Source organism: Streptococcus infantis (genome assembly GCF_047464415.1).
GTDB lineage: Bacteria > Bacillota > Bacilli > Lactobacillales > Streptococcaceae > Streptococcus > Streptococcus infantis_AE.
Genome location: NZ_JASHBX010000004.1, coordinates 41,314 through 65,769 on the forward strand (window position 1 = coordinate 41,314; position 24,456 = coordinate 65,769).

A 24,456-nucleotide genomic window follows, 5' to 3' on the forward strand; every position below is an offset into this window, starting at 1 on the left:
GGACTCTCACTTTTTCTTATTCTTATTTAAAAATTGTTCTCTAAGGCTGGCTACTCGATCTTTTTTATTGACTCCACCCTTTGAATGCTTTTCGTGGAATCGTTGAACCAAGGCCTTACCCTTATCGTCTAATTGATATTTTCCCATGCTATCTCTTTCTAATTTCTTACTTCATGCCCTGCTGTTTTAATGGTTGAACCGTTCATGTGTTTGACACGCGCAGCAATTTCCTTGTGACGACCATTCACCATCGGACGAGCTTGCGGATTTCCTAGATAACCACAGGTCCGTTTGACAACATCTACTGTTTTAGGATCACTATTGCCACAGTTAGGACAAGCAAAACCTCTCTCCGTTGGTTCAAAATCTCCTTCAAAATCACACTTGTAGCAACGATCAATCGGAGTATTAGTTCCTAGATAACCTACTCGATCATAAGCATAGTCCCAAACAGCTTCCAAGGCCTTTGGATTTTGTTGAAGAACTGGGTACTCACAGTAATGGATAAAGCCACCTGATGCACCCGCTTCTGGATAAACCTTCTCAAAGTCTAACTTTTCAAACGGTGTTGGATTTTTGCGGACATCATAATGGAAGGAATTTGTGTAGTACTCTTTATCCGTTATATCTGGAATAGAACCGAATTTCTCTGTATCCAGGCGACAGAAGCGGTCTGTTAAACTTTCAGATGGTGTCGAATAAATAGAGAAGTGATAGCCATATTGGTCTGACCACTCTTCTACTCGATGTTTCATGTCTCGAATGATATCAAGGGTGAATTCTTTAGCTTCTGGATTGGTTTCCCAATTGTTGCCAAAGAATACTGTCGCTACTTCATAAAGTCCAATGTAGCCAAGCGAAACAGTAGCACGGCGATTCTTAAAGAGCTCGTCAACACTTTCTTCCTTACCAAGGCGACGTCCGAAGGCTCCATATTGATAAAGAATTGGTGCATTAGCTGGAGTGGCTTCCTTGGTTCTTTCCACACGATAAACTAGAGCATCTTCTGCGATATTCATACGTTCGTTGAAAATTTCCCAGAACTTGTTCAAGTCGCCTTCAGACTCGAGGGCGATACGAGGAAGATTGACCGTTACCACACCTAGATTCATACGGCCAGAGTTAACTTCAACTCCATTTTCATCCTTCCATCCTTGAAGGAATGAACGACATCCCATCGGAACCTTGAAAGAACCTGTCAACTCAATAATCTTATCATAAGACAAGACATCTGGATACATGCGCTTAGTTGCACACTCAAGGGCCAACTGCTTGATATCGTAGTTAGGTGAGCCTTCCTCCAAGTTAAGTCCTCTTTTAACAGTGAAGATGAGTTTAGGGAAGATAGCTGTGCGGTGTTCTGAACCTAACCCCTTGATTCTAATGTTCAGGATTGCCTTTTGAATTTCTCGTTCAAAACGATTGGTTCCTAGACCGAAACCAAGGGAAGTAAATGGCGTTTGACCATTTGAAGTGAAGAGGGTATTGATTTCATACTCCAATGATTGCATGGCATCATAGATATCTTTTTGGGTTTTCTTCCAGGCATATTCTTCGCGCTTGTCAGGCAGTACCCATTCCTCTGCATCTTTGAGGTGTTTTTGGTAATTTTTTTCTGCATAAGGAGCCAAGACTTCATCGATACGGTCTGCTGAACAGCCTCCATACTGACTTGATGCAACGTTGGCGATGATTTGCGATATCTGAGCAGTCGCAGTCTGAATAGACTTAGGACTCTCTACCTCAGCATTCCCAATCTTAAAACCATTTTCCAACATACCCTTAAAATCAATCAGACAGCAGTTGGTCATCGGAGTGTAAGGGCTATAGTCCAAATCGTGATAGTGGATATCCCCTTTTTGGTGGGCATTAGCCACATGCTTAGGAAGCATTTGAAGACCGATTGATTTCCCAACAATCCCCGCCGTCAAATCACGCTGGGTATTAAAAACATCACTATCTTTATTAGCATTCTCATTGACAACTGCCTGGTCTTTGTTGAGAAGTTTATGGATACTGAAGTTGATATCTGTTGCTTTTGAGCGCTCAAAATCCCTTTGAGTTCGGTAAGTGATATATTCCTCTGCCAAGGCATATTCTTTAGCTTCCAATAACTCATGTTCTACGATATTTTGGATTTCATAGATTTTTACACCTTGAGGAAAGCGACTATGAATCTCTTCTACAATACGTTCAACTAGAGTATTAAGACGCTTTTCTACCAAGGGGGTTACATCCATGACTTTTTCCGCAGCCTTGTGCAAGGCTTTGTCAATCTTATCTACATCAAAAATGACGCGTCTGCCGTCACGCTTTTCGACGAATAAGGTTGGATCAGGATTTGTTTTCTCTTCTAATACAATCATATCCAGGCTCTTTTCTTAAATTTTCTTTCTTAAAGTATTATATCACTATAAAAATAAAAATCAATATCTAGTAGCAAAATTCATATTTTCATAAAATTTACACTAGATATTGATTATTTTATTTTAATTTGTAAAGTTTAAAGTCTTTGAATTCACTTTGAACTGGTTGATAACTTTCTGCCAAAAGCTGTTCTACTTCTGTCCAGAGAGCTGTTTTGGTATTGACCACAATCACTTTAGGCTGATTATCACGTAAATCATTGACAAGTTTGCTACGATTTGCATCCAGGCCAGTATATAATTTTGGTGATAGCAACTGACTAGCTGCTAAACGTTCACTAGTCTTATAACCATTAGTAAGATCATCCCATATATAAATACGATCTGTTGCCTGTGTTTGTCCTTTAACCGTAGTTTCTATACGAGTTCGTTCTTGATATTGTTCTGAGTGAAGAACATAACGGGCTACCAGAGGAGCAAAAAATAGGTAGGCCAAAGCTAACACTGGCAAATAGACATTACCCTGAAGAAATATTGCCCATATTGAAGGAACTTCTCGATGTCTTCTACGGCGATTGGCTCCTTCTAATTTCCCAGTTCGAATGTAAGTCAATAGAAGAATGGACAAGAAAGGAAGAAAAGTAGCAAGACGACTACCGTGAATCGGTTCTGTAGAGAAAATTTCCAATCCTAGTAACGATAAGATTGCTACTGAAGCAAAAATAGATAAGACATATTGCTTGCTTGGTTTAGACTGGAAAAGCCCTGTAAATACGAATCTTAATCCTCCAAGACCAATTGTTAACAATCCATAAAAAAGGAGGTTGTCCAGCAAGGCTGGATTGGACATAAACTTCAAACTATCTACTGGATAGAGAATTTGACTAATAGCATTCCCGAAACTCCCATTATAAGCCGTATAGTAACCAATTGGATAAAAGAAAAGTGAGAACCCAAGACCAGCTGCAAAGAATTGATAGAGCCCATGAACCAAGCGACCACGCCCAATATTAAAGGCTAACAATGCAAAGAATAAGACTAGAGCATATAAAGTTGTGACTAGAGGGGCAAAGAAAAATGCTAGAGCCAGGCTAATCCCAATACGCACAAAACCTTTGTCATGATTATACTCTACCAAATACCTTGTTACTAAACTAAGAGCGTAAAACAGGAATGGAAGGGCCAAAATGGTGGCATAACCACCGCCAAAGCTAAGTCCTCCAGCAAGAAGATAAAAGATGGTCAACACTTGTTGCGACTGCTTGTTCTCCTCCGTCAAGGTATAAGTTGAACGGAAAAGAAAAATCCCAGCACCCACTAGAGCAAGCCAAGTAAAGGCTGCAAACAAAATACTACCCTTGCTTAAATACTGTAAAAAGTAATAGAGAAGACCACTCGTTCCAAAATAGTCTGTGTAGATATCTCCACCCTGGTGCATCGCCCATCCCATATAAAAATCTTGTGCCTGCTCTGGGCTAGTTAGTCCTAGCAAGAAAGGAAGAACTACAGATACAAGTACAACTAGAGTGCTCCAGATTAGGATCTTAAATAATGGTAAGGGAGCAAATGAACTTGGTTCATCCTCGAAGCGCTCCTCTCTCCCAACTAAATCATCCTGAATTCCCGTCCAAGATGGAGTTGGTTCCTCTTCTAATCTGCCATATACGTTCATTCATTCTCTCCTATGTTTTAATTTGTTCTAGTATATCAAAAAGTCTAGAGCTTGTCAGCCTGTGGTGGCCATTTGTCTAACTTTTGACATAGATTAGCGAAGCGCTCAATCTCATAAAAACGATGATAGGAAGCATTTTTATAGTGGTCTAAAAAATTTTTTTCTTCTACCGTCAGCATAATCATTCCTCCTTTTCTCTTTATTCGAAAATAGAGGACGATTCTATCAAAAAAGCTGAATTCCCTAAAAGAGAATTCAGCACTTTGTCTTTATACTCTTCGAAAATCAAATTCAAACCACGTCAGCGTCGCCTTACCGTACTCAAGTACAGCTTGCGGCTAGCTTCCTAGTTTGCTCTTTGATTTTCATTGAGTATTAGTCAGCCTTTTTTTCTAAATTTTTTGAAATGCTTCGATTTTTACCTTCCAGATACACCATCAGAATGGAGATATCTGCTGGGTTTACACCAGAAATACGGCTAGCTTGCCCGATGGTTTCTGGATTGATGAGTTTGAACTTCTGGCGAGCTTCAGTTGCGATAGAGTCAATGTCATCCCAGTCGATGTTGGATGGAATACGTTTTTCTTCCATGCGTTTCATCTTGGCAACCTGATCCATGGCTTTTGAGATGTATCCTTCGTACTTGATTTCTGTTTCAATCAATTCGATAATCTTGTCATCTAACTCTTCAGCGGCAGGTCCGATGAAGGCAACCACATCTTGGTAAGAGACTTCTGGACGACGGAGAAACTCCTTTGCAGTGACTGCATCAGTCAATGGTTTGAATCCCATCGCTTCGACCTTGGCGTTAGTTTCCTTGACCGGCTTGAGTTTGATGCTGTCTAGGCGCTTCATCTCATTGTCAAATTGATTTTTCTTGATTTCAAAGCGAGCCCAGCGTTCATCGTCAACAAGCCCAATCTCGCGCCCCATCTCAGTTAAACGCATATCAGCATTGTCATGACGGAGGATGAGACGGTACTCAGCACGACTGGTCAAGAGACGGTAGGGTTCAATGGTACCCTTTGTTACCAAGTCGTCAATCATCACCCCGATATAACCATCGCTTCGTTTCAAAATCAATTCAGGCTTGCCTTGGATTTTCAGAGCCGCATTGATACCAGCAATAATCCCTTGACCAGCAGCTTCTTCATATCCAGATGTACCATTGGTCTGACCAGCTGTGAAAAGACCTGAGATTTTTTTGGTTTCAAGCGTTGCACGCAATTGATGAGGCAAGACCATGTCGTACTCGATAGCATAACCTGTACGCATCATCTCTGCATTTTCCAAACCTTTGATAGAATGTACCAAGTCACGTTGGACATCCTCAGGAAGGCTGGTTGAGAGACCTTGGACATAAACTTCTTCTGTATTGCGCCCTTCTGGCTCAAGGAAGAGTTGGTGGCGTTCCTTGTCCGCAAAACGCACAATCTTGTCCTCAATCGATGGACAGTAACGAGGCCCCACTCCCTTGACCACACCTGTAAACATAGGCGCACGGTGGAGGTTGTTTTGGATAATCTCATGACTAGTACCATTGGTATAAGTCAACCAGCATGGAACTTGGTCCTTGACATAATCTTCGTCACGTGAAGTATATGAGAAGTGATTAGGCGCTTCATCTCCTGGCTGAATCTCTGTCACATCGTAGTTGATAGAGGAAGCCTTGACACGTGGAGGGGTTCCTGTCTTGAAACGACCAATTTCGAGGCCCAATTCCTTGAGATTATCAGCTAGGTTAATAGAAGCTAGGCTGTGGTTTGGACCTGACGAGTACTTGAGATCTCCGATGATGATTTCCCCACGGAGGGCAGTCCCTGTTGTCACGATAACAGCCTTGGCAGCATACTCTTGATGAGTCGCTGTACGAACACCGACAACCTTGCCATCTTCCACCAAAATCTCATCAATCATGGTTTGACGAAGAGTGAGACTTTCTTGGTTTTCAACTGTCTTGCGCATTTCCTTAGAGTAGAGCTCCTTGTCAGCTTGCGCACGAAGGGCACGAACAGCTGGACCTTTTCCAGTGTTAAGCATCTTCATCTGGATGTAAGTCTTGTCAATGGTCTTGGCCATTTCGCCACCAAGGGCATCCACTTCACGCACAACAATTCCCTTGGCAGAACCACCGATAGAGGGATTACATGGCATGAAAGCCAACATTTCAATGTTAATAGTCGCAAGCAAGACCTTACAGCCCATACGGCTAGCAGCTAGGGAGGCTTCCACCCCAGCATGTCCCGCACCGATTACAATAATATCGTATTCTTCCGTAAAATTATAAGTCATTTTTTAACCTTTCAAAAATTTCTCGCAAATAGGGAACTAACTTCTCCTCCTCTAGAGCTTGATCCATAGTAACCCATTTAAAGTGCGTATGCTCTTCAGGATCTAATCTGATAATTGGCTTCTCCCCAACCCACTCTGCTTTATAAACTAAGCGAGTAAAGACAGTATCCTTAGAGGTATCCAGTTGACTATCTTCGTGAAGAAGTTTGAGCGAACTGCTGTCTAGCCTAACTCCCGCTTCTTCAATACATTCTCTAAGAGCTCCATCTCGCGGAAGTTCACCCTTTTCAACCCCACCACCAGGAATATCCCAGTAAGTCGGATAAACATTGGGTTGTCCTCTTTTAATTTCCGAACGCTGAATGAGCAAATAATCACCACCACTATGAACAAGCACATGGGCAATAAGCTTAACCATCATTTTCTCTCCTATTCGTTAAGATGGATGTGTCGTAATTGGCCGTCCCAATCTGGTAGGGCTGTTTTCAAAAAGGCTGGAACTAGCTGGGTATTCTGGAGCTTATCCAAGTCAATCCACTCGCAGGGCTGAGATTTCTCATCTTCCTGCATGGTCAATGGGGCATCCTCAAGTAAGTCCACCAGATAATGAAACTCAATGTTGTGATAGGAAACACCGTCCTGTTCAAAACGATTTTCAACCACAAAAGCTAGCTGCCCAGCTTGAGCTTTTACACCCAGTTCTTCCCTCACTTCACGGACTACCGCGTCTTCCGTGCTTTCATTGACTTGAATCGCACCGCCGATAGTGTAATACTTGCCCTTATCTTTGGTGACTAGAAGTTTGCCATTTTGGAGAATCAAGGCTGTCGCCCGAACGCCAAAAACTGTGTTCCCCACCTTTGTCCGAAAGTCTTGTTGAGCCATTTTTATCCTTTCCTCTAAACGACACAAAAACAGTCAAAACTCGTAAGAAGTGCAGAACAAAAAGCCTGCAATATCCATGAGCTTTGACCATCATGACTATTGTTAAAGTTATTTTATCAAATCAAATCATTTTGTCAATGCAAATCACTGTTTGAGCAAGGTCTGCACACTGACGATAATCATCTGTATTCCTATCGAGAATAGTAAAAGTCCCATCATTTTCGTTATAATTTTCATCAAATTTTCTCCCAAGAAGCCTGCAATTTGTTTTGCACTTCTTAACAGGAGATAAGTGATGACACATAGTAGAGCAAAAGCAACTACGGTTATCAGTTGATTCTGCAAACCTCCATTAGCCAGACTTAAAGCAGTTGTAATTGTACCTGGTCCCGCAAAAAGTGGCATTGCAAGAGGAGAAATAGCAATAGACATTGGATCTGAATTTACTGCTTGCTGCTCCATTCCTTTATAGCTGGGTGAATGATTACCATTAATCATATGATAACCGATAACGGCCACTAATATTCCACCAGCAATTCTGAAAGAAACAATTGTAATTCCAAATACTTTAAAAATGAAATCTCCTGAAAAGATAAAAACAGTTACAATAACAAAGGCAATCAAAAGACTCCTAAAAGCAATTTTTCGTGAAATTTTTTGACTATCATCTGCTACTAAAGCCATGTAAGCAGGAAGATTTGAAATTGGGTTCATTATAGCGAAAAATGCCATAAATGCATAAAAAAATTGAGAACTCATCGTTTTTACTTAACTCCAGTTAGACATACTGACAAACCTTGCCATCGCGGTAGGCATTATCAATCAAACCACCACCGAGACATTCTTCACCATCGTAAAAGACAACTGCCTGTCCTGGTGTGATTGCGCGTTGCGGTTCCGCGAAAATGACCTCTGCCTTGTCTCCTTTGACATGTACTGTCACCTTAGAATCAGGCTGACGGTAGCGAAATTTAGCCGTACATTCGAGCGTAAATTCCTCTGGCATGTCACGAGTAAAGTGAACTTGACTAGCCTCAAGGCTGGTTGACATGAGCGAATCATGGTAGAATCCTTGGCCGACATAGAGGATATTCTTGCTCAGGTCTTTTCCAACAACGAACCAAGGGGCATTGTCACCACCGTGTTGACCACCGATACCGAGTCCCCCACGCTGACCAATCGTATAATACATCAGACCAGCATGCTCACCCATATCGCGACCATCCACAGTCATCATTCGACCAGGCTGAGCTGGTAAGTAGTTGCTGAGAAATTCTTTAAAGTTCTTTTCTCCGATAAAGCAAATTCCTGTTGAATCTTTCTTCTTAGCAGTCGCAAGGCCTGCTTCTTCTGCTAGTCTGCGAACTTCAGGTTTTTCCAAATGTCCCAAAGGGAACATAGTCTTTTGGAGTTGTTCTTGTGAAAGTTGGCTGAGGAAGTAGGTCTGATCCTTGCCATTGTCCACGCCACGAAGCATGTGAACGATGCCATCCTCATCACGCGCCACTCGGGCATAGTGCCCAGTCGCTACATAATCGGCTCCCAAGGTCATAGCATAGTCCAAAAAGGCCTTAAACTTAATTTCCTTGTTACACATCACATCTGGATTTGGCGTGCGTCCTGCACGGTATTCCGCTAGGAAATACTCAAAAACGCGGTCCCAATACTCTTTCTCAAAGTTGACAGAGTAGTAAGGAATGCCAATCTGGTCTGCCACCGCAGCCACATCCTTGTAATCTTCGGTCGCCGTACAGACGCCGTTTTCATCTGTATCATCCCAGTTCTTCATGAAGATACCGATCACATCGTAGCCCTGCTCTTTGAGCAAAAGAGCCGTCACCGACGAATCAACACCACCACTCATCCCCACGACAACACGTGTTTTAGAGTTATCACTCATGGTAGTTCTCCCATCTATTCGTTTATTCATACCCTTCAAAATTCTATTTATTATGACTTTCAATAGAATTTCTTCGAGTATAGTCTTTTCATTTGCTTTTAGAACTAGGTAACGAGTCGCAGGCATAACTTGAGTTCGCTCAATCAGTCTGGGAGACTGATTGAGGTTATAAATCAGACAAGCTTAGCTTGCATCTCATTTCGAGTTAACGACGTAATAAAAGATAAACGAAATGACTAGTTCACGATTGAAGGTCGTGTGTGCTTAACGATTGAAGGTCGTTTGAGCAGTTTTCATTATAACATGCTTGGTTGGAGAAGACAAGGAAGAGGCTGATAATCTACCAATCTCTGGTTTTATTGATAAAAACTTTAGTCATCATCGTCTCTATAAAAATATTTTCTATACACTCTTGATAATACCAAAATTAATGCCAATATCATACCAAGAGCTATAATAATAATAGAATTTATTAGATTTATTTTAGTATATCCAATCACTAGCCCAATAATTGGACTAGTAGACATGCTTAGATATAATAAAAATAACAAAAAATGAATTTCACCAATTCCTGCAAAAAAATGTTTCATTTGAACTATCCCAATTTTACCTTTCATCTTTATTATCCACAAGCAAATCTATTGACTTCTCTTTTTTTTGAAAAATCTTGACAGCAAATTTACTCCACTTAAAGCCACTAAAATTTCAATCGTCATAATTTCTCCAAGAGAAAAAAATAAACTGACAAAGTTCCTGCTAAAACACTATACTCCCAGCAAATAGAGAGTCAGCAAAAATAAAACAACCGAAATTGGCAGAAAAGCAGCACGATTTGTTTTACAAAAAATGGCATAACAAAGACTACCTATCGAAAATGACAGAATAACTTCAATAGTTATCTTTAGAGCAGGGTAATATATATTTTTAATAAAAAGAATTAAAAGGATAAAAAATACCAATGAACAAAGAACGGATTTGATATAAAATTTTAAATGAGTCATAATTTATTTTTTAGATTCTACCTACTATAGATAAAATCACCTTTCTTATTTTCTTCTCATGATATCCACTTTATTTTCTATATTCTTATGATACAATATGTTTAATAAAATTCAATTTATTGTTAACTTTTTTCACGAAAAGGAGAACATCATGTGCTATGATTTCGGGAAAGTATATAAAGACATACGTGAGTCAAAAGGATTGACCCAAGAAGAGGTCTGTGGAAAGGTCCTTTCAAGAACCAGCCTTTCCAAGTTTGAAAGTGGCAAGGCAACTCCCAAATATGAAAACATGGAGTTTCTTCTCCGTCAAATCAATATGAGTTTTGAAGAGTTTGAATACATCTGCCATCTCTATCAGCAAAGCCAGCGAACAGAAATCATGCAAACCTATCTCAATACGAGTTCCACCTTTGGTACCAGTAGTCTAGTCAATTTATTTGAAACATGCCAAGACTATCTCAAGATCCATCACGATCTCCCTATAGAGGAAATCAGAGATATGCTGGAAGTTGTCATTTATATCCGTCAACATGGAACAGGACAACTTTCAATCCAAGTGGAACAAACGGTCAAAAAGCTTTGGGAAAAAATTGAAAAACAAGATACATGGTATGAAAGCGACCTAAAAATCCTCAACACCATACTTTTTAGCTTTCCCATCGAACACCTCCACCTCATCACTGAACAAATCTTGCAGCGCTTGGAAGAATATAAAAACTATCGACATTTATATGAATTACGAATGGCAATCCTACTCAATCTGTCCACCATCTACTTGTACAATCAAGATAAAAATACCTGTCAACAAATCTGCTACACCTTACTAGAGGATGCCAAGAAAAAGAAAAGATACGATATTTTGGCAATCACTTATGTTCGAATAGGTATTTGCACTAGTAATAATCATCTTATTCAAAAGGGCTTCTCCCTTCTGGAGTTAACTTATGAAACCTCAATGCTATCTCACCTCAAAAAGGAAGTAGAGACCTGTTATCAAGCAAAGGAAATATAAAAAAGTCGAGGAAATCCCTCGACTTTTGCATCTTATTTTGTTCGTCAGTTCTTAGTACCAACCGTTGTTAAGCCAGAAGTTCTTAGCAGCTGTCCATGAACCGTAACGTCCTGCAACGTAAGCGTCTGCTACACGTTCTTGGTTTTCTGCTGAATAGTCACCGTTCAAGTATGAATCTGTCAATTGGTAACGTCCGATGTAACGTCCGTTTGTAGCTGTGTAGCTACCGCCTGATTCTTTTTGAGCGATCCATTCTTTAGCTTCTGCTTCAGATCCGCTTACAGTTGAAGTTGATGCTGAAGTTTCTGTTGTAGCAACAGTTTCTTCTGCTACAGTTACGCTTGCTGCTGGTGCTTCATAAGTTGTTGTTTCAGTAGCTGCTGGTGCTTCATAAGTTGTTGTTTCAGTAGCTGCAGGTGCTGCTACTGGAGCTTCTGCTGTCGCAGCTGAAGTAGTTGGTGCTTCACCATCAATAACCAATACTTGGTCTACATAGATCAAATGAATATCTTTAATCTTATTTTTTTCTGCCAATTTTTCAACAGTTGTATTGTATTTTTCAGCGATTCCTGATAGAGTGTCACCTGATTTTACTGTGTAAGTTGTTGTTTCTTGTGCAAAAGTAAGTGATGGTGCAAGGAAAGCAAGCGCTGCTGCTACTCCTACAAGTCCTGTTTTAATTTTGTTAGTTGTTGATTTCATATTAAAAGATTCTCCTTCTTTCTTATATTTCCATCATACCCTACTATTATTACTGTTTCTTGACGGTTTTATGTAGAAATGTTACAAGACTATGTTTTATTTCGCTTAAACAGCCTCTTTTTGTTACAAAAGGCTTGATTTTATAGGCTTTATGGGGATTTTAGATATTTTATCATGGAATTGAGCGCTTGCATCTAATCTTTGATATAATAGAGTTAAGAATCTTTTTAAGGGGAAACAGATGCAATCACTTCGTTTTCAATCTGTCTTTGATATCATTGGGCCAGTCATGATTGGCCCATCTAGTAGTCACACGGCAGGAGCTGTTCGTATCGGTAAAATCGTCTCTTCTATCTTTGACGATACTCCAACCGAGGTCGAGTTCCAGCTTTTTAATTCTTTTGCAAAAACCTATCGAGGGCACGGAACTGATCTCGCCCTGGTCGCTGGAATCTTAGGAATGGACACAGATGATCCAGAAATTCCAAATAGTTTAGAAATTGCCCACAAGCGTGGCATCAAAATTGTCTGGACCATCCAGAAAGACAGTAACGCCCCTCACCCAAATACTACGAAAATCACTGTTAAGAATGAGCACAAGACCATCAGTGTGACAGGAATTTCAATCGGCGGTGGTAACATCCAGGTGACAGAACTCAATGGCTTTGCCGTATCCCTCAACATGAACACTCCTACCATTATCATCGTTCATCAGGATGTTCCTGGTATGATTGCTCATGTAACAGAGGCCCTCTCTCGCTTTGACATTAACATCGCCCAAATGAATGTAACCCGAGAAAAAGCTGGTGAGAAAGCCATTATGATTATCGAAGTTGATAGTCGCAACTGTGATGAATCTATCGAAGAGATTCGTAAAATTCCTCATTTGCATAATGTCAATTTCTTTCAATAGGAGAAAATATGTTTTACTCTATCAAAGAATTAGTCGAACAAGCTGAACTTGATTTTCAAGGCAATGTTGCTGAGCTCATGATTACGACCGAGTTTGAGCTAACAGGTCGTGAACGTGAAGAAGTTCTCCTTCTCATGGAGCGCAACCTTGAAGTCATGAAAGCTTCAGTTGAGCTTGGTCTTAGTGAAAAGAAATCTCGTAGCGGTTTGACAGGTGGAGATGCTGCCAAGCTTGACCACTACATCAAAAAAGGAAAGACCCTATCAGACTTCACTGTCTTGTCTGCAGCTCGTAATGCTATCGCCGTTAATGAACACAATGCCAAGATGGGGCTGGTCTGTGCGACACCTACTGCTGGTAGTGCAGGCTGCCTTCCAGCCGTTCTCACTGCTGCTATTCAAAAGTTGGATTTAACTCATGAACAACAACTAGACTTCTTATTCGCTGCAGGTGCTTTTGGACTCGTGATTGCTAACAACGCTTCTATCTCGGGAGCCGAAGGTGGCTGCCAGGCCGAAGTCGGTTCAGCTTCAGCCATGAGTGCCGCTGCCCTAACTCTAGCTGCAGGCGGAACGCCTTATCAAGCGAGCCAGGCTATCGCCTTCGTTATCAAAAACATGCTCGGTCTCATTTGCGACCCCGTTGCAGGTTTGGTTGAAGTTCCTTGCGTCAAGCGGAATGCCATGGGAGCAAGTTTTGCCTTCATCGCAGCCGATATGGCTCTGGCTGGTATTGAATCAAAAATCCCAGTTGATGAGGTCATTGACGCCATGTATCAAGTAGGATCTAGCTTACCAACTGCCTTTCGTGAAACTGCTGAAGGGGGGCTCGCTGCCACACCTACAGGTCGTCGCCTTCAAAAAGAAATCTTCGGCGAATAATTTCATCATTATGAGGAGAATCAATGTCATCTATATCTGCTATCTTTTTTGACTTAGATGGAACGCTAGTTGATAGTTCTATCGGTATCCATAATGGTTTCACCTATACCTTTGACCAACTTGGAGTTTCTAGTCCTGGTGCCAAAACCATTCGAGGTTTTATGGGGCCCCCACTAGAAACCAGCTTTGCTAGTTGTTTACCAGCTGAGCAAATAGAGGAAGCCATCCAGCTCTATCGTTCTTATTATAAGGAAAAGGGTGTTTACGAAGCCCAACTCTTTCCACATATCAATGATTTACTCGTAGAACTAGCTGAGCATTATCCTCTTTATATCACTACTACGAAGAATACACCAACCGCAGTTGACATGACTAGCAATTTTGGGATTGATCACTTCTTTGATGGCATTTATGGTTCAAACCCTCAAGCCCTACACAAGGCAGATGTTATTCGTCAGGCTCTGGAAACTCATCATCTAACTCCCGAAACAGTCGTTATTGTCGGAGATACCAAGTTTGATATGATTGGTGCCCAAGAAACTGGCATTAAAAAATTAGCGGTAACCTGGGGTTTCGGTGAGGAGAAAGACCTCATGGACTATAATCCTGACTGGATTGCTCACCACCCAACAGACATTTTACAGCATCTACAATTAAAACGTTAAAACAAAAGACTCCCAGCCTAAAAGTTAGGTTTGGGAACTTTTTGTCTAATCATAATGAGGTGAATGACACTCCCCGTAATCATCCAATTATTCAAAGGGGGTAGCTTCTTCGCTTTCAACTTCTTTAGGTCTATTGATTGTTACTATTTCTACTTCCTTACTTGGCATGGCTAGCAGAACTAATAGAGCAAAACGTCCGACCATTGGAACAAAGTGAAGGAAGATAAAGGCCCAGTGGAAACCTCCATCACGCAAACGTCGAATCTTTAACGCTAAAGTAGGCAACAAAAGGAGTAGAGCCAAAATGGCATAAATACTAACAACCAATATAACTAAAGTAAAGTTCAGAGAAGAACCTTGGTTTATCTCTTTATTGAAGATAAGAATATACAGGGGTAGGAACAAGATATGATTCATCAGCCAAACCCACCAATACTCTGGACGTGTTGAGCGTCCTACAAAATCTACATAACCTTTTAAAAAATTTATATAAGCCCTAAACAAGATATTGCTCCTTTTTAACAACTGTATACAATAAAGCAACTACATCTTTCTAAAACACTCCCAAATCTATTTTTAGATATGGGAGTGTTAGATATTTGCTTAACAATATAAAGAAAACTCTAAAACAGTTTCACTTATAAAACCTAAACTTCTTAGTTTTTGTCTGATTCTTCGAATGGTGAAACTTCTACAACTTCTTCAGTTTCATTGATGGTTACTACTTCTACTTGTTTCGTTGGCATAGCTAACAAAACTAAAAGAGCAAGAGAACCAACTATCGGAATAAAAATGATAAAGATTAGAGCCCAGTGGAAACCAGCATCACGTAGACGACGAACTGTCAAAGCTAACATAGGTAATATTAGGGCTAGCCCGAAAATCATGTAGATAATAGCAATTCCACCCAAGGCCATAAGAGCAGCCTCATTTCTTGGATTTGCTAGTACCTTAAAATATGCTGAGTAAAAAGGGACAAGGAGGATCATATTTGTTAGCCAAATCCACCAATACTCTGAGCGTGTTGAACGGCCTGTAAAATCTACATAACCTTTAAAGAAATTCTTATATGCGTTAATCATAAGTTACTCCCTATTTTTTTAATTCATACGAAATGAAAATGAAAGAGCAAATTAGAAAGTTCGTTATAAATCATATCTAAGTACAATAAAACGACGCAGACCTCATTTACTTTGATTTTCAAATAGTATAAATTTAGTTTACCATAAATGTTCAACAATGACAAGTTTGTTCAAAAAATTGGTAAAGGAGTAGCAGTTATCAAGAAAAGGTATAATTCCACTCACCTCTAACATGAAGCTAGGAATCATACCTTTTTTCTTTTTTAATGAATGTGAGTTGTTTCGTTAGCAAAACCGATAATAGCTTGTTTCAACTCTGAACCTTGCAAGGCACGGAATTCTTCAATCTTTTGATTGATGACTTCAAGTGGCATGACATTAACCTTACCAACAAAAATCTTATCCATGACTTGATTATCAACTAATTCAGTAGATACCAACAATTCCTCATAGAGTTTCTCACCTGGACGAATCCCCACTTCTACAATCGGAATTTCATTTTCAGTACGTCCGCTGAGAAGAACCATTTTCTTGGCCAAATCATAAATCTTAACTGGTTTGCCCATATCGAGGATAAAGACCTCTCCATCTTTAGCATAAGCTCCTGCATGGATCACCAAACGGCTAGCTTCTGGAATGGTCATAAAGTAACGAGTCATACGGAAGTCCGTCACAGTCACTGGACCACCCTCTGCAATCTGACGCTCAAATACTGGAATCACACTACCACGGCTACCAAGAACATTCCCAAAACGAACCGCACAATAGGTAGACTGACTACGTTGGTTGAATCCTGTAACAATCAACTCTGCCACACGTTTGGTAGCTCCCATTACGTTTGGTGGATTAACGGCCTTATCGGTCGAAATCATAACCATCTTCGGTACCTTAGCGGCGTCAACTGCCTTGGCAACATTGTAAGTTCCGAGGATATTATTTTTAAAGGCTTCTTTTGGATTGCGTTCCATCATTGGCACGTGCTTATGGGCAGCAGCGTGGTAAACAATGGCTGGTTGGTACTGCTCAAATACTTGAAGCAAGCGATCGTAGTCTTGGATGTCTGCAATCACAGGAACATAGTCAATTCCTTGGAAGCTACGAATCAATTCATGATAGATCAGATAAATGGAGTTTTCCCCATGACCCAAGAGAACCACGCGCTCTGGATTAAAACGACTAACCTGACGGCAAATTTCAGACCCGATAGAACCTCCTGCACCTGTCACCAAGATCGTTTTTCCAGTAATTTCTGAGCCTAGGCGTGACTCATCTAGTTGAATTTCTTTACGTCCCAAAAGGTCAGTAATATCGATTTTTTGGAAACCACCTACCTGAGGATGCAATCCTTGTACAACTGACTCAATCTTGGGCATCTTATAACACTTCAAGCCAAGTTGGTTACACATTTTTAGGATACGTTCATATTCTGATGGATCGAGAGAAGGAATCGCAACGATAACTTTTTCAATCTGATGACGTTTTGAGAGTTCTGGTAACTGTTCATAAGATCCTAAGACTGGGATTCCACCTAGTTTTTGACCTTTTTTCTTTTCATCATTATCCAAAATACCCACTAACTCAAGATCACTCGTAGGATGTTGGTAGCTGTTCATAAAGAGAGCTCCACCGTCTCCCGCACCAATCAAGAATGTACGACGATGTTCCCCTTCTCCATCACCCTTTTTGCGTCTTGAATAGATCAACTGCCAAGTAATACGTGGGAGCAAGATCAAGAAGGTGCTGAGCAAGATAAAGAGAACGATGAAACGCACAGAGAATAGTGGCAAGAAGGCATAGCAAAGGAGATAGGACAAGACACTGCTGACACTTACTCCAATGAATATCTTCATAAAGTCTGTGATTTTACTATAGCGACTAATGCTGGCATTGAGACCCCAAAATCCAATCATAATCTGATAGAACAAGAAGGTCAAGCTCGTATAGATGACATAGTCCACAGGTGCTGGATTGATCAATCCATAAAACAAGATATAAGAAACAATGATTGAGGAAATCATGCTGGCAGCATCAAAAATCCCCCAAAAGACTTGTTTTTGTTGTTTATTTAACACTTCAACAAGATCAATTACATAATCTGTCATTTTTTTATTCATGTGAATGGTATCCTCCTACACAGAGAAAATGTTTAATTAAGCACGACATAAGAAATCTTAATCTAAATACTGAATTTCGTATTTATAACCTTTTCTCCATTTAAAACCTTTGATTAATCCAACTATTGTACCTATACCGTAGGCAAAATGAATAGAAAACAGCATAAAAGGCATTAACAGTAATACTTCGTTTTTATGCTTCAATAAAGCAAGTATCGTCAAAGATATCACAAGTAAACTATATACTGCTAACAGAAGCACTAAAAACAATGGAGAAAAAGGTAGTAACATAGCACTTACAAAAATGCTTAACACAAACGCAAAGGGAACATAATGAAAAATAGATAGACATTTTGGTTTAACATGAGTTGTCAATCCAATCCATAGCCCGTTTGAATACTTTTGGTGGAGCATCTTTTTAAATGTTGGTCGAATATATTGATAAGATAAAACGTTGGGACTAAATCTTATTTTATATCCGTGATTTCTAATACGATAATGAAGTTCATTGTCTTCTGTTCTTCCAAGTTGTTCATCGACTAAACCAGCTTGCTCAAAAACTTCTCGACAGTACATGCCATGAAAAATAGAAGACACATATCTGTCTTGAGAGCTGTTTCGATAATCTGCGATGCTGCTTCCAAACATATTTTCTTCAACGATATGTAAAGCTTCTGACCATTTACCCTCACCTTCAACAAGCGTTGGTCTAGGCCCACCACAGACATATTCCCCCTGATTGATAATCTCAACATTATTCTTCACAAAATCCTCTGTGACTTTGGAATGCGCATCAATCTTCAAAACAAGGTCTCCATTAGAGTTCTTAATCCCTAAATTAAAACCACTTGCTTGATTCTTTTTAGGGTTATCATACAATCTAATTGACCTAAATTCGGTATTCTCAGAAATAAATCGCTGAATAATATCGGTTGTCTTATCAGTAGACATTGCATTAATAAATAAAATTTCAATATTTTCTTTATTGTATGTCTGTCTTTTTAAATCTTCAATTAAGTCCGGTAAGTACTTCTCTTCATTATAAGCACTAATCACAATAGAGACGATTAAATTATCGATTTGTTGAATCACTTACAGTCTCCTAAATATTTTCTTCCACTATTTTATCACAAATTTTCCGACTTTCCTATTTTTATTTGAATCCAAGAAAAAAACTAGTAAATCTATCCTTCTTTTTTCCCCATGATTTCGCTCAACTAAAGAGCGGATTTTCTCACACCATCTTGACATCTATTGGAAAAAGCCTTAAAATAAGCTGTTATCAAAATCAGTTTATTGAGGTTCACATGAAAAAACGATCACTCTTTTTTATTCTAGGAATTATCTTAATCGGAGCGGTCTTAAGAGCTCCTTTTACGGCCTTACCAACTGTTTTGGGAGATATTGCTCAAGGTTTAGGAGTTGAGGTCAGTTCACTTGGTGTTTTGACCAGCCTTCCTCTCTTGATGTTTGCCCTTTTCTCCTCTTTTGCGACGCGTTTGGCTCAAAAGATTGGCCTCGAGCACCTTTTTACACACAGCCTCCTCATCTTAACCGTCGGTTCAGTGATTCGTATCTTCAATCTTCCCCTTCTCTATCTGGGAACCTTACTCATCGGAGCAAGTGTCGCTATTTTTAACGTACTTCTTCCTAGCATGATTCAGGCAAACTACCCGCAAAAGATTAGCTTCCTGACAACGGTTTATGTGACGACTATGGGAATCGCGACAGCACTAGCTTCCTACCTCTCTGTACCCATTACTCAGGCAACATCTTGGAAAGGGCTGATTCTCTGCCTGTCCATGGTCTGCCTGCTAACCTTATTGGTCTGGTTCCCCAACCATGGCCACAATCATTTTCTAGAAAGGCATGAAGAGAAAAAAGAAAAAGAGAATATCCTAAAAAGCAAGCAAGTTTGGGCTATTATTGTCTTCGGTGGACTTCAGTCCTTACTCTTCTATACCAGTATGACCTGGTTACCAACCATGGCCATCAGTGCAGGGCTAGCTCATACGGATGCCGGACTTCTGGCTTCTATCTTTTCACTAATTAGCATTCCCTTCTCCATGACCATTCCAAGTTTAACGACGCGTTTGTCAAATCGTCACCGTCAAATCATGTTAACAATCATCTCTCTGGCTGGTATGTTAGGAATTGCCATGCTTTTATACCCAAGCAACAGTTTCTTGTATTGGTTGGTTGCCCATCTCTTGATTGGTACTGCTTGTAGCGCTCTTTTCCCTTACCTCATGGTTTGCTTCTCCATCAAAACCAGCTCTCCTGAAAAGACGGCCCAATTATCTGGTCTTGCCCAGACCGGTGGTTACATTCTAGCTGCCTTTGGACCAACTCTCTTTGGTTACAGTTTTAACATGTTCCAGTCTTGGGTTCCAGCGGTACTGATTCTTCTAGTAATTGATATCATCATGACAATCGCCCTCTTTATGGTGGATCGAGCTGATAAAATCCTCTAAAAAATTTTAGAATTTACTACAATAAACTCACTTTTCAAGCTAGACATCTGTCTGGCTTTTTTCTTTTAAAAAGGTTTGAAAGGCCTCCTCACAAGACTTTCGTTAAGCTAAAACATGCTATAATATACCTATGATGGAAACAATTATACAATTTATCTCTCAATGGAAGGGGATTGTTTTGCCCCTAAAAACATCCATGTAGATTCCTCTAACTTTTTAAATGATATACCATAGTTACGCTATTTCAGCTTTTTTACTGGTAACCTAAAAAGTAAGGACGCAACTTCAATCATTAATCTGATAAAGCTAGAATATCTAACAATCAAACCTTCCAAGGAGGTTAAACTCTTGCATCATGTAATCCTTCAATTCCCAAAATTGAAGGATGGCTCAGTCATTGAGAAACCAGAAATCTATCTAAAATAAAATCTTAAAGAACTTTACTTGTTTTAACTCAATTACAAACAAGTATTTGTTTAAAAGTCTAAAAAGACTATTGAAAATGTAGTAACATTTAAGGAGAAATTTATATGCTAGCAAAAGCAGGGGACGTCTATTGTGTTTACAATTTCCACCTAAAAAAATACATAGCTTGTCAGATAACCAAGATAGAAGAGGGAGAGAAAAAGCCGCAGGCTGTCCTACTGTCATTAGACTGGTCAGGAGAACAACCTCTTACAGAAGAAGAACTATCTTTCTTAAAGCCACTGTACATTGATTTTATGTACTGGGATAGAGGCTTGCATCTGTGTAATGTTGATATTCATGTACCGTCAAATTATATTTTTATTGGGAATACAACACCATTAACAACCGAAAGCACAAACACATATGCTATGTTTTGGGGGAATGGTTACGATATTTATAGGCAACTGAAATGGCAAGAAATCCCAAAAGAAAAAAGAGATTTATTTAAGAAAGCAGATAAAAGCAAGGAAAAGGTTTCATTTGCAGGGAATGACTACCGTATTTCTAAACACAATATTAATGACGAGTGGACGCCTTTTGAAGACGCATTAGAATTAAAGGTCTTCCCTTGTTTATCTAAGTTAGAATTAACTAAATGGCATAAAAATATATATGAATATTTACAGTCGACTCCTTTTATTACAGAACTAGTTCTTGAAAATCATGGACAAACAAAACTGGATTTTTCTAAGACATCCATACATCGACTTTCCATTGATTTGACAGGTGTAGAGGAACTTAGATTGAATGATGATTTGGAGGAGCTACTCTTATTAGGAGACATGAGCGACAATTGTCAGATACTTGTAAAAAACCATGGAGCCAGCTTACGATTACACCTTGACAACTCTCTACCCAAGGTGCTGGGATTAAAGGATTTGGGAGCCATCCATTGTTCTAACATCCTCGAAATAGACTTTGCACAAATCTTGAATAACTATCCAAGGCTTAGGGAATTAAGATTGTGGGGGAAACCTGGTCATATTCTTAATTTCCATAAATTATCAGAGTTCAAAGAGTTAGTCAATTTTTCAACCGTTGATTTGTTTGGCTTTACTGCAGAGGATATCCCAAAACCAGAAGATTTACCTCAATTAAGCATGTTTTGGATGAGTAGCTTACCAGAAGATGCCGCTAAAGTAGCCAAAAAATATTATAAAAAACTGCAGGACAAGGGACTGAATCTTTGGATAACAAAACCGAGGAAAGCTGAATGGCTAGCCCAAAACCTAGATAATCCATTTCGCTCATGGGATGGACAAGAGAATATTTCAACAGCAAACGCAAAAAAAGCAGCCTCTCTATATAGAAAGACTAGAGCAAGCCTTATAAAGCTTCTAGAAAACCTCAATGAGAACACTATGACAAACGTAGAAGTTCTCATAAGAGAATATACTCAAGGTTTCAATAAAATGGACAAACGTAACTGTTTTATTGAAACAATCGAGAGAGAGGATATCTATAGTGCCCTAGTTGAGATCTTAGATTTACTACCTGAAGATTTAGGAATGGACAAAGAAAAATTTATAGAAATCTTTGATGAGCTAAAGGATTTTTAAATAAGAAGCCTTTCTAGTTCATTCCTGAAACGGAGATTATCATGACTAACTTTATACAGACTATCACAGTAGAAAATCGGCAGGTCGACAAAGAAAATTACTTTACAATTGGCTACTCTCCTGAGATAGAAAAATCTTTACTGTGTGTTTATATTTCTTGGATTGCTGGTTACGAACGCTATTACGAGTTAGATGACGGAGATTTGGATCTCTTTGAAAGCAAACGAGAGGCATTTCTCAAAAAATATGAAAAAGAAATCAAGGCTTATCGGACTGAAAGATTGATTGGTTCTGGGGCTCTGAGGGATTACAATTTCAGATCTTTGCCTGAGAATATCCTAAAAAACTTGGATAGCTATCCTCCATTTAACGGATATGTCTATCAAAACGGCATCCTCTGTGCCAAAATCAAGATTGAAGACAAGTATTTTTATCTTCCGCCCATTTATGATGAGGATTGCAGATAAGCATTGCCTCAAAGTAATGCAAAACAGCCTCCAATCTTCTAGTTTTCACTAGAAGATTTTTTATATATAAAAATTTTACACATATTGCTTGACAGGGCTTACAAATAGATGTATGATGTATGTGTAGAATAATTATATATAAAATTTTTACATACTAAAAAAGGAGGTGCCCCATGTATTTTCCAACATCATCGGCCTTGATTGAATTTCTCATCTTGGCCATCCTAGAACAAGGGGATTCCTATGGTTATGAGATTAGCCAAACCATTAAACTCATTGCCAAAATCAAGGAATCTACCCTCTACCCCATCTTGAAAAAACTGGATACCAATCGCTATCTGACTACATACTCTCGCGAATACCAAGGTCGGATGCGCAAATACTACTCCTTGACAGAAATCGGAGAGGAGCAACTCTTTGTCCTTCGAGAAGAATGGACACTCTACACTGACACGATCAACGGCATCATAGAAGGGAGCATTCGCCATGACAAGAACTGAATATTTGAATCAGCTTGAAGCCTATCTGATGAAGCTGCCTCAATCTGATCGTATCGAAGCCATGGACTACTTCAAAGAACTCTTTGATGATGCTGGGCCAGAAGGTGAGGAGGAGCTTATCGCTAGCCTGGGAAGTCCAAAAGAAGCTGCCCATGATGTCCTGACTACACTTCTTGATAAGAAAATCAACGAAGAAAATTCCAGCAAGAACGATCACCATATTTTACGCATCGCTCTACTAGCCCTTCTTGCAGCTCCTATCGGAATTCCGGTCGGCATTGGTCTTCTCATGGCTATCATCGGGATTTTTATCGCTGCTGTCAGCGTACTTATAGCCTTCTTTGCTGTTTCAGCAGCTGGGATGGTTCTCGGAGCTGTTCTCCTATTTGAAAGCTTCTACATTCTGGCGGAATCGACATCTGCTTTTATTCTGATTTTTGGAGGAGGTTTACTGGCAATCGGAGCTTCGTCCCTAGTTTTGCTAGCAACTTCCTATGTGACCCGTTTCTTTGGAATACTAGTCCTTCGACTCATTCAGTGGATTCTTAATAGAGGAAAGAGAGGTGAAAGTCATGCGTAAATTAACAAAAGGATTTCTTATCTTTGGTGTTGTTACTAGTATCATTGGTTTTTCCATGATGATCATCGGGATCCAAACAGATGGTGTCAGAAGCCTCCTTGCAATGTCTCAAAATCCAGTATTTGAAAGTCGAATGGAAGAACTCGTTTTTGATCAAGATATTGAAAATCTAAACATCTCACTAACAGAACATTCTCTCGTCATTACGGAGTCAAACGATGATAAGATTCACCTCCAGTATCATCCAACCATCTCTGAAAAAGAAAATCTTCAACACTCTATCAAAGAGAAAAGTCTTGAAATAACTGACACCAAGTCAACTACACGTCGCTCTATAGGTTCTAGTATCGAGGGTATTCTCTATATCGCAAGCGGAATTTCTAGCCGCAATGATGAAGTTGTTCTCTCATTACCAAGAGGAAAAGACTTAAAAAATCTAACTGCCCAGGTAAACCATCGTATCCTTTCAATTGCTAATGCAAAAATCAGCAATGCCAAGATTCTGTCAAATGGATATCTCCTTCGTATCACTGATAGCGAGATTAAAAATAGCCAACTGATCACAACTGGAATTGTCAATGTATTTGAAACCAGTCTAACAGATAGTCGCATCCAAGCAGATCATGAACATATCAAGGCAGACGATATCCAAGTGCATGGTCGAGTGGAATTCGAGGCAAGAAAAGATATCTCACTCGAGTTATCTCAGAAGGAACTTGATCGAATCAATCTTGAATTTTCTGCTGAACATGGTGATATCTATCGTTGGCATCGAGACAGACGTGACATACCTACGGGAGGTAGTAAAGGTGAAGCATTAGCGAACCCTTACAAAACAGAAAAAAAAGATACGCAAGATCTCCTCGTCGCAAAATCTAATCAAAGTATCTATTTCCCATAATAAGATCGCTTGCTTTCTT

General features: G+C 39.7%; 25 protein-coding genes. 10 read left to right on the forward strand and 15 right to left on the reverse strand.

Annotated elements, in window-relative coordinates:
- Positions 1-6 precede the first annotated feature (6 nt).
- The 10 genes from QM460_RS03365 to QM460_RS03410 form a co-directional block, all read right to left on the reverse strand.
- Positions 7-147, reverse strand: a complete 141-nt coding sequence (locus tag QM460_RS03365) for a hypothetical protein (RefSeq protein WP_000521611.1) — start codon at positions 145-147, stop codon at positions 7-9.
- An 11-nt stretch (positions 148-158) separates the two neighbouring features.
- Positions 159-2,366, reverse strand: a complete 2,208-nt coding sequence (nrdD, locus tag QM460_RS03370) for an anaerobic ribonucleoside-triphosphate reductase (RefSeq protein ID WP_414289228.1) — start codon at positions 2,364-2,366, stop codon at positions 159-161.
- A gap of 118 nt (positions 2,367-2,484) precedes the next feature.
- Complete coding sequence (locus tag QM460_RS03375; protein ID WP_414289229.1) at positions 2,485-4,038, reverse strand: damage-inducible protein CinA; 1,554 nt, start codon at positions 4,036-4,038, stop codon at positions 2,485-2,487.
- 44 nt (positions 4,039-4,082) lie between these two features.
- The gene (locus QM460_RS03380) at positions 4,083-4,217 is read right to left on the reverse strand and encodes a hypothetical protein (RefSeq protein WP_000958549.1); all 135 of its coding nucleotides are present in this window, start codon (positions 4,215-4,217) and stop codon (positions 4,083-4,085) included.
- 196 nt (positions 4,218-4,413) lie between these two features.
- Positions 4,414-6,330, reverse strand: a complete 1,917-nt coding sequence (gene mnmG, locus QM460_RS03385) for a tRNA uridine-5-carboxymethylaminomethyl(34) synthesis enzyme MnmG (RefSeq protein WP_414289230.1) — start codon at positions 6,328-6,330, stop codon at positions 4,414-4,416.
- Positions 6,320-6,751, reverse strand: coding sequence for an NUDIX hydrolase (locus QM460_RS03390; RefSeq protein ID WP_414289231.1), 432 nt, complete (start codon positions 6,749-6,751; stop codon positions 6,320-6,322). The genes mnmG and QM460_RS03390 overlap by 11 nt, the downstream gene beginning before the upstream one ends.
- Before the next feature lie 8 nt (positions 6,752-6,759).
- Positions 6,760-7,215 carry an NUDIX hydrolase gene (locus QM460_RS03395; RefSeq protein ID WP_414289232.1) on the reverse strand — a complete coding sequence of 152 codons (456 nt, stop codon included), beginning with the start codon at positions 7,213-7,215 and terminating at the stop codon, positions 6,760-6,762.
- Between the two features lie 144 nt (positions 7,216-7,359).
- Positions 7,360-7,974 (reverse strand): MarC family protein, encoded by a 615-nt coding sequence (locus QM460_RS03400; RefSeq protein WP_002894248.1) that lies wholly within the window; start codon positions 7,972-7,974, stop codon positions 7,360-7,362.
- Positions 7,975-7,993: 19 nt separating this feature from the next.
- Positions 7,994-9,115 carry a tRNA 2-thiouridine(34) synthase MnmA gene (gene mnmA, locus QM460_RS03405; RefSeq protein ID WP_320692745.1) on the reverse strand — a complete coding sequence of 374 codons (1,122 nt, stop codon included), beginning with the start codon at positions 9,113-9,115 and terminating at the stop codon, positions 7,994-7,996.
- A 371-nt stretch (positions 9,116-9,486) separates the two neighbouring features.
- On the reverse strand, positions 9,487-9,732 hold the full coding sequence (locus QM460_RS03410; protein ID WP_414289233.1) for a hypothetical protein: 246 nt from the start codon (positions 9,730-9,732) through the stop codon (positions 9,487-9,489).
- A gap of 535 nt (positions 9,733-10,267) precedes the next feature.
- Between QM460_RS03410 and QM460_RS03415 the strand changes: the two genes are divergently transcribed.
- Positions 10,268-11,131 (forward strand): helix-turn-helix domain-containing protein, encoded by an 864-nt coding sequence (locus QM460_RS03415; protein WP_414289234.1) that lies wholly within the window; start codon positions 10,268-10,270, stop codon positions 11,129-11,131.
- Between the two features lie 51 nt (positions 11,132-11,182).
- On the opposite strand, the gene QM460_RS03420 is transcribed toward QM460_RS03415, so the two are convergent.
- A complete protein-coding gene (locus tag QM460_RS03420) occupies positions 11,183-11,833 on the reverse strand; it encodes a LysM peptidoglycan-binding domain-containing protein (protein ID WP_414289235.1) in 651 nt (216 codons plus the stop codon).
- A 241-nt stretch (positions 11,834-12,074) separates the two neighbouring features.
- Between QM460_RS03420 and sdaAB the strand changes: the two genes are divergently transcribed.
- From sdaAB to QM460_RS03435, 3 genes are read left to right on the forward strand one after another with little or no spacing between them, the layout of a single operon-like run.
- Positions 12,075-12,746, forward strand: coding sequence for an L-serine ammonia-lyase, iron-sulfur-dependent subunit beta (gene sdaAB / locus QM460_RS03425; protein WP_001191178.1), 672 nt, complete (start codon positions 12,075-12,077; stop codon positions 12,744-12,746).
- A gap of 8 nt (positions 12,747-12,754) precedes the next feature.
- On the forward strand, positions 12,755-13,627 hold the full coding sequence (sdaAA, locus tag QM460_RS03430) for an L-serine ammonia-lyase, iron-sulfur-dependent, subunit alpha (protein ID WP_045762454.1): 873 nt from the start codon (positions 12,755-12,757) through the stop codon (positions 13,625-13,627).
- Between the two features lie 23 nt (positions 13,628-13,650).
- Positions 13,651-14,292: an HAD hydrolase-like protein gene (locus QM460_RS03435; RefSeq protein WP_414289236.1), complete on the forward strand. Its 642-nt coding sequence runs from the start codon at positions 13,651-13,653 to the stop codon at positions 14,290-14,292.
- 87 nt (positions 14,293-14,379) lie between these two features.
- Here QM460_RS03435 and QM460_RS03440 read toward each other — a convergent pair whose 3' ends face one another.
- From QM460_RS03440 to QM460_RS03455, 4 genes are all read right to left on the reverse strand, one after another.
- Complete coding sequence (locus QM460_RS03440) at positions 14,380-14,796, reverse strand: DUF805 domain-containing protein (protein WP_414289237.1); 417 nt, start codon at positions 14,794-14,796, stop codon at positions 14,380-14,382.
- 152 nt (positions 14,797-14,948) lie between these two features.
- Positions 14,949-15,374 (reverse strand): DUF805 domain-containing protein, encoded by a 426-nt coding sequence (locus QM460_RS03445; protein WP_414289238.1) that lies wholly within the window; start codon positions 15,372-15,374, stop codon positions 14,949-14,951.
- Between the two features lie 263 nt (positions 15,375-15,637).
- Positions 15,638-17,488: a polysaccharide biosynthesis protein gene (locus QM460_RS03450; RefSeq protein WP_001035795.1), complete on the reverse strand. Its 1,851-nt coding sequence runs from the start codon at positions 17,486-17,488 to the stop codon at positions 15,638-15,640.
- A gap of 57 nt (positions 17,489-17,545) precedes the next feature.
- Positions 17,546-18,580, reverse strand: coding sequence for a glycosyltransferase (locus QM460_RS03455; protein WP_414289239.1), 1,035 nt, complete (start codon positions 18,578-18,580; stop codon positions 17,546-17,548).
- Positions 18,581-18,795: 215 nt separating this feature from the next.
- On the opposite strand from QM460_RS03455, the gene QM460_RS03460 reads away from it, so the two are divergent.
- The 6 genes from QM460_RS03460 to QM460_RS03485 all read left to right on the forward strand — a co-directional run bounded on the left by QM460_RS03460 (position 18,796) and on the right by QM460_RS03485 (position 24,437).
- Positions 18,796-19,962, forward strand: coding sequence for a CynX/NimT family MFS transporter (locus QM460_RS03460; protein ID WP_414289240.1), 1,167 nt, complete (start codon positions 18,796-18,798; stop codon positions 19,960-19,962).
- A gap of 530 nt (positions 19,963-20,492) precedes the next feature.
- Positions 20,493-21,989, forward strand: coding sequence for a gliding motility protein (locus tag QM460_RS03465; RefSeq protein WP_414289241.1), 1,497 nt, complete (start codon positions 20,493-20,495; stop codon positions 21,987-21,989).
- 41 nt (positions 21,990-22,030) lie between these two features.
- Entirely contained in the window at positions 22,031-22,456 is a 426-nt protein-coding gene (locus tag QM460_RS03470; RefSeq protein ID WP_414289242.1) for a hypothetical protein, read from the forward strand.
- Positions 22,457-22,629: 173 nt separating this feature from the next.
- Complete coding sequence (locus QM460_RS03475; RefSeq protein WP_000273853.1) at positions 22,630-22,956, forward strand: PadR family transcriptional regulator; 327 nt, start codon at positions 22,630-22,632, stop codon at positions 22,954-22,956.
- Positions 22,943-23,536 (forward strand): DUF1700 domain-containing protein, encoded by a 594-nt coding sequence (locus QM460_RS03480; RefSeq protein WP_414289243.1) that lies wholly within the window; start codon positions 22,943-22,945, stop codon positions 23,534-23,536. The genes QM460_RS03475 and QM460_RS03480 overlap by 14 nt, the downstream gene beginning before the upstream one ends.
- Positions 23,529-24,437, forward strand: coding sequence for a DUF4097 family beta strand repeat-containing protein (locus tag QM460_RS03485; RefSeq protein ID WP_414289244.1), 909 nt, complete (start codon positions 23,529-23,531; stop codon positions 24,435-24,437). Before QM460_RS03480 ends, QM460_RS03485 begins: the two co-directional genes overlap by 8 nt.
- Positions 24,438-24,456 lie beyond the last annotated feature (19 nt).